The sequence below is a fragment of the Nocardia farcinica genome (genome assembly GCF_029867845.1).
Lineage (GTDB): Bacteria > Actinomycetota > Actinomycetes > Mycobacteriales > Mycobacteriaceae > Nocardia > Nocardia farcinica_A.
Genome location: NZ_JARWRU010001307.1, coordinates 1 through 5,915, shown reverse-complemented (window position 1 = coordinate 5,915; position 5,915 = coordinate 1). Strand labels below are relative to the sequence as shown.

Annotated in this window: 6 protein-coding genes; 1 reads left to right on the top strand and 5 read right to left on the bottom strand. The window is 66.7% G+C overall.

Features of this window, described 5'->3' with window-relative positions:
• Positions 1–226 precede the first annotated feature (226 nt).
• From QH283_RS29320 to QH283_RS29310, 3 genes are read right to left on the bottom strand one after another with little or no spacing between them, the layout of a single operon-like run.
• Complete coding sequence (locus tag QH283_RS29320; RefSeq protein WP_086845936.1) at positions 227–1,339, bottom strand: NAD(P)-dependent alcohol dehydrogenase; 1,113 nt, start codon at positions 1,337–1,339, stop codon at positions 227–229.
• A 32-nt stretch (positions 1,340–1,371) separates the two neighbouring features.
• Positions 1,372–2,613, bottom strand: a complete 1,242-nt coding sequence (locus tag QH283_RS29315; protein WP_086845934.1) for an NAD(P)/FAD-dependent oxidoreductase — start codon at positions 2,611–2,613, stop codon at positions 1,372–1,374.
• Positions 2,610–3,938 carry a cytochrome P450 gene (locus tag QH283_RS29310; RefSeq protein WP_040795728.1) on the bottom strand — a complete coding sequence of 443 codons (1,329 nt, stop codon included), beginning with the start codon at positions 3,936–3,938 and terminating at the stop codon, positions 2,610–2,612. The genes QH283_RS29315 and QH283_RS29310 overlap by 4 nt, the downstream gene beginning before the upstream one ends.
• Positions 3,939–4,185: 247 nt before the next feature.
• Here QH283_RS29310 and QH283_RS29305 point away from each other — a divergent pair, with 247 nt between their 5' ends.
• Positions 4,186–4,503, top strand: coding sequence for a 2Fe-2S iron-sulfur cluster-binding protein (locus QH283_RS29305; protein WP_115410753.1), 318 nt, complete (start codon positions 4,186–4,188; stop codon positions 4,501–4,503).
• A 9-nt stretch (positions 4,504–4,512) separates the two neighbouring features.
• On the opposite strand, the gene QH283_RS29300 is transcribed toward QH283_RS29305, so the two are convergent.
• Together QH283_RS29300 and QH283_RS29295 are read right to left on the bottom strand one after the other, a co-directional pair.
• Positions 4,513–5,241: a response regulator transcription factor gene (locus QH283_RS29300; protein WP_086845931.1), complete on the bottom strand. Its 729-nt coding sequence runs from the start codon at positions 5,239–5,241 to the stop codon at positions 4,513–4,515.
• Positions 5,238–5,915: helix-turn-helix transcriptional regulator (locus QH283_RS29295; RefSeq protein WP_280506158.1), on the bottom strand; the 678-nt coding region annotated here is incomplete at its 5' end. The genes QH283_RS29300 and QH283_RS29295, both read right to left, overlap by 4 nt.

Genomic DNA, 5,915 nt, shown 5'->3' with positions numbered 1-5,915 from the left:
CGGGCCAAGGGCGGGTGCGGGGGACGGTGCGGGGGTGTGCGCGTTGGCTCCTGGGCCCGGGCCGGCGGGTAATCCCCGCCGGGCCCGGCCTTGTGAATGCGGTCGGTTGTAGAGCTTTTCTTCCGGGGGTGTGCACGAGAGGCGTGGACACGGCAATGCGCGGTTCTGTTCGCCGGGGCGAGCAGAACCGCGCAATGCATGTGCCGGCATCTTCAGGAGGCAGGGATCAATCGTGATCGCCGAATACCAGCACGGGCTTGACGACTTTGCCGTCGTGCTGGGCCGCTACTGCCTCGTTGATGCGATCGAACTCGAAGGTGGTCACGAGTTTGTCCAGTGGCAACCGCCCGGCGCGATAGAGCGCGACGAGCTCGGGGATGAAAACGTCGGGCGTACTGTCGCCCTCGATGATGCCGGTGACAGTCAGCCCCAGGGTGAGCGTGGCGATGATGTTGAGATTTACGGCTCCGGACGGGTCCGAGGGAACGCCGATCAGGCCGACGGTGCCCTTCACGCGGGTAGCGCCGATCAGCGCGTCGATGACCGCCGGGATTCCGGTGGTGTCGATCACGTAGTTCACCCCCTCGGGAACGATCGCGCGAACCTGCTCGGTCAGATCTCCGGCCGCGGGGTCGACGGCGTGCGTGGCACCCAGTTCGCTCGCGAGGTCGCGACGTGCGGAATTGGGCTCGACAATGACGATGGTCCGGCATCCCTGGAGGACCGCCCCCATCACCGCGGACAGGCCCACCGAGCCGCCGCCGGCGATCACGATGGCCGAGCCCGGCTCGGCGCGCAACGAGCGGGTCACCGCGCCCACTCCGGTCTGCACGCCGCATCCCAGCGGCGCCAGCAGCGCGAACGGGATGTCGTCGTCCACCTTGACCACGTTGCGCTCGTTGGCGAGTGCGGCACGGGCGAAGGAGGACTGCCCGAAGAACATCCCGCCGATCGGGCTGCCATCGCGCTGGAGCGGTTTGCTGCCGTCCGGGCGGGTGCCGCCATAGTTCAACGCCGTGAAGTTCTCGCAGTAGGACTGGCGGCCGGTGGTGCAGGTGGCGCATTCGCCGCAGCTGTTGAAGGTGATCCCGACTTTGTCGCCGGCCGCCACCTTCGTCACCCCGTCACCGACAGCGATCACCGTGCCCGCGCCCTCGTGCCCGACGACACCGGGATATTCGATGGGCAGGACCCCGTCCCGGGCTGCGAGATCCGTGTGACAGATGCCGACGGCCTCGATCCGGACGAGTACCTCGCCGGCGCGCGGATCATCGATGTCGATCTGCGTGAGAGTGAAATCGCTGCCCTGCTCGGTGAGCAGTGCTGCCTGTGCTTGCATGGGTTCTCCTGGATATGTCGTCGATGACAGGTCTATACGCGGGCCGCCGACGCGGCGGTGACATCACGAAGCGACACCGCCGCATCGGCCAGCAGGCCGGGATCGACCTTCGTCCGCTCGGCGACGAGTTTCTTCCCCGCGATGAATTCGCCGGGGGCGTTGGCGGTTTCCACCGCGACTACGTTGTCCTCACCGGTCAGGTGGAACAGTGCGAAGGTGCCGGGCTTGCTGCCTTCGCGGGCCACGACCCGGGCTCCAGGAGCGATCAGACCCGCGATCTTGAGTTTGAGGTCGAACTGATCGGACCAGAACCACGGCACCTCGTGCCCGGGATGTTCGGCGCCCAGCAGGGCCGCGGTGACCTGGCGAGCCTGCTCGGTCACGTTCGGAATGGACTCCAGCCGCACGAGGCCGTCGGCTCCTGGGAGCGGACGGCGCGCCACGTCGCCGATCGCGAACACCGCTGGATCGCTGGTGCGGCTCCACTCGTCGACGAGTACGCCGTTGTCGCAGGCCAGTCCCGCGTGGTGCGCCAGCTGGTCCTCGGGAACGGCGCCGATGCCGACCAGCACGGTGTCTGCTGTGACGATCCTGCCGTCGGTGAGCTCGATACCGCAGGCCCGGCCGCCGACGCTGCGTACAGCGGCCACCTGCGCGCCCGTCATGATCGCGGCGCCACGCTCGCGGTGTGCGTCGGAGAGCCGCCGGGACAGCTCCGCGCTGGCGACCCTGGCCAGGATTCGCTCCTCGCGCTCGATGACGGTCACCTCGACCCCGGCCGACCTGGCGACGGCCGCGACCTCCATCCCGACGTAGCCGCCGCCGACAATCGCCAGCCGATCGCCACGTTCGAGTGCGGCACCGAGCGCGAGCGCGTCCTCGACAGTGCGCAGGGCCAGTACCCCCTCGGCATCGGCGCCGGGCACCGGCAGCGACCGGGGGGTCGAGCCGGTGGCGAGGACGAGGGCCCGATAGGGCAGGGCCGACCCGTCCGAGAGCTGGAGTCGCATGGCTGCCCGATCGATGGCGCTCACCCGGATGCCGCGACGCAGATCGATGTCGTTCTCGGGATAGAACTCTGCGGGACGCAGCGGTTGGGACGCGTCGCGGCCGGTGAATTTCTTCGACAGCGGCGGCCGGTGGTAGGGATGGTGCCGTTCGGCGCCGATCACCACGACACCGCCGGTGTGTCCGGACTGGCGGAGCAGCGCCGCGAGAGTTGCTCCGCCGTGCCCGGCCCCGACGATGACGATCGGGTCTTCGTTCTCGCTCATCGCCCGATGAATTCCAGTTCGACCGGCATGTTCTTCAGGCCGCCGACGAAGTTGGTCTGGATGAACTTGGTATCGCCGGCCAGGCGTACGGCCTTCAGGTGCGGCAGCAACGTCTCGAACATGATGCGCAGCTCGATCTTGGCCAGATGCTGACCGATGCACATGTGCGGGCCGTAGCCGAAGGCGATGTGCTTGTTGGGCTTACGGTCGATGTCGAACACGTCGGGACGATCGAAGACGTCGGTGTCCCGGTTGCCGGACTGGTACAGCAGCATGAACCGGTCGCCCGGCTGGATCGAGCGCCCGCGCAGCTCGTACGGCTGCAGCGCGGTGCGCATGAAGTGCTTGACCGGTGAGGCCCAGCGCAGTGACTCGTTGACCAGGTGCGGCACCAGCGACAGATCGCCCTGCAGGCGCTCGAGCAGGCCGGGCGTCTGCGAAATCGCGTGGATGCCACCGGCCAGAGTGGATGAGGTGGTGTCGTGACCTGCCGTCGCGATGGCGATGAAGTAGCCGTAGGCGACCTCCTTGGCGAAGTACTCGCCGGACTCGTCCTTGGCCTCGGCGATGATGGAGGCCAGGTCGCCGGTCGGGTTCGCGCGTCGGTCCATGAGCAGGGCGTCGAAGTAGGCGTAGAAGTCCTGGATGGTCGCCACCCACTGCTTGGCGGCGGCGTCCGGGGTGAGTGGCTCCACGTCGGCGCGGGCGGCATCGGGATCGGCTGTGCCGAAGAACTCCTGCGTCAGAGTCATCATCCGGGGCTCGTCGGATTCGGGCACGCCGAACAGGCTCATGATGACGTGCAGCGGGTACTGCAACGCGAAGTCCTTGACGAAATCGATTCGGCCGTCGGTAGCGAGCAGTCGGTCGACCGACTCGCGCGCCAGGGTCCGGATCGTGTCCTCCCACTGCTTGAGGTTGTTGGGCCGGAACCAGTCGGCGGCGATGTCCTTGATCGCCGTGTGCTCGGGCGGGTCGAGGTAGGTCAGGGTCTCGAGGATGCGGAGGCTGCCGTTGTTGATCGACTTGGTGAACTCATCGCCGGCTTGATTGGCCAGGATCGGGTTGTAGGCGCCCTTGTTCTCTCCGCCGGCGCTGGTGAAGATGTCGGGCTGCCGTTCGATCTCCATGATGTCGGCGTGCTTGCTCACCAGGTAGAGCGGGTCGTAGCCGTCCACCTCGGCGCGGCCGAGCGGATTGTTCTCACGCAGCCACCGGTAGGCCTCGAACAGACGCGCGTCGTCGCGATGTCCTTCGGGCATTACGATCTGCTTCGCCACATCGTCGGGGATTCGCAGTTCGGTGGGGGATTGCGTGGTCGTCATCGAAAGTCCTATCTCGTGCTTTCGCCGGGGTGTGAACGAACACAATTCTGTGCCGTGCATCACGTGATGGCCATCACCCTGACGGGGTAACCTTCGCACCTGAAGAGGGATGGGCCGGAAATGGTTCGGAGTCACGGCTCCCTCCGGTGAGCCACCGAATATGTCCTCATGGGGATGATTCGCCCCGAACCCTTGTCCGACGATGAATGCAGGCAATGCTGCCGCATGGTACGGACGAGGAGAGATCATGGCGCGAGTCGTATACCACCTGCCCGACGGGACTGTGGAAACTGTCGAAGTTCCCGCAGGTCAGAGCGTGATGGACGGTTCGGTCCGGAATAATCTCCCCGGGATCGTCGCCGAATGCGGTGGCAGCTGTTCGTGCGCTACCTGCCATGTGTATCTGCCGGAACGATCGGCTGATCTGTTCGAACCGCCCTCCACGGAAGAATCCGAACTCGTGGAATACCTGGAGGGCGCGCGTTCGAATTCCCGTTTGTCCTGTCAGTTGATCATCGGGGAACAGGACGAGGTGCACGTGGAGGTAGTCGATTCTGCTGTTTGAGAATGCGCGTCAACCGGACCGGGCAATGAGCTCGGCACGGTTGGCGGCTCCCATTTTTCGCAGAATATTCTTGACGTGAGTCTTCACGGTTTCGACGGAGAGAGTATGCGCGCGGGCGATATCGGCGTTGGAAGCGCCCTGCAGCATGCTTTCGAGAATGTCGCGCTCTCGATCGGTGAGAAGTGCGGCTGCGGAGGCGAACTCGGCGGCGCGTTCGCTCGAAGGAGGCGTGGTGCCGCTCGTGCCCGCATCCAGGAGGCGTAGCTGTTCGCCGAGCGTTCGCAGCCGGAGTTGCCGGTCGCGCAGGCGTTCTTGGCTGTCGAGCCGCTCGGCGGTGACGACCGCGAGGTCGATCAGCAGCTGCACGTTCTCGTGTACCTCAGCGGTGAGCGTGCCGTCGACGAGCAGAAGGGTGTGGCCGGCGTCAGGTTCGATCTCGAACACGGTCACCGGGGAACCGTCGGCGCGGGGGTCGAGGTCGGTCCGCCGCCGAACGTCGTCATGAACTGTCTGCCCAGCCTGGATGGGGTGAAGGCCGAGCGCCGCACCGGGACTGTCGAAGCGGGCGATGTCCTCGCGCGCTTCGAAAGTCCCTTCGCTGAGTACGACAGTTCTCGCTCCGGTGACGGCCGCGACCGCCGAGCACAGAACGGTGGCCAGTGTGTCGCGGTCCGAGGCTTCGGTGACGGCGGCCACCGCCGCGTCGATCCGGGCGATGTGACCGTGGTAGCCGCTCATGTCCGGAAGGTCGGGCCGAGGCGGGTGCGCCGATGATACGCGGCGGCCTGAGCGCGGGATTCGACGCCGATTTTGCGGAAGATCCGTCGGATATGGGCCTTCACCGTGCCGTCGGAGATGAAGAGCTGAGCTGCGATCTGACGGTTGCCCGCGCCCGTCGCCAGCAATCCCAACACCTCTTCCTCACGAGCGGTCAATGACTCGGGCGCCGCGGGGAAGGCCGTGGTTCCGGGCGCGGGCTGCTCGGCCCGGACGCTGCGGAACACGCGACCCGGCCGATCGGTGTCGGCGTCGATGATGTGTGCGACCATGCCCGCCAGCAGATCCCGCTGTTGCTCCAGTTGTCGCGAGTTCTCCTCGATTCCGATCAGCAGCCCGGAGATCCGGGTTGCGATCAGCAGCAGACGAAGGTCATCGTCGGTGACCGATTCGCGATTCCGGTCCACGTGCAGGATCGCCACGGTGCGCCCGTTGGCGACGATCGGCGCCGCCGCGTAGGCCGCCGGGTCGGACAGATCGATCAGTGGTCGGTAGGCCCCACGATGGTAGGCCCGCCTGCCGAGCAGATAGGGGCGGCGGTACCGGACCAGATCGGCCTCGCGTGGCGCCCGCAACAGCGGAACCGGGGGGGGGGGGGGGGGCCCCCCGCGGGGGTGGGTGAACGACGAGGGGGG

Coding starts and splice junctions, on each gene's coding strand:
- QH283_RS29315 (WP_086845934.1), bottom strand. CDS start 2,613: ATGAGCGAGAACGAAGACCCGATCGTCATCGTCGGGGCCGGGCACGGC.
- QH283_RS29320 (WP_086845936.1), bottom strand. CDS start 1,339: ATGCAAGCACAGGCAGCACTGCTCACCGAGCAGGGCAGCGATTTCACT.
- QH283_RS29305 (WP_115410753.1), top strand. CDS start 4,186: ATGGCGCGAGTCGTATACCACCTGCCCGACGGGACTGTGGAAACTGTC.
- QH283_RS29300 (WP_086845931.1), bottom strand. CDS start 5,241: ATGAGCGGCTACCACGGTCACATCGCCCGGATCGACGCGGCGGTGGCC.
- QH283_RS29310 (WP_040795728.1), bottom strand. CDS start 3,938: ATGACGACCACGCAATCCCCCACCGAACTGCGAATCCCCGACGATGTG.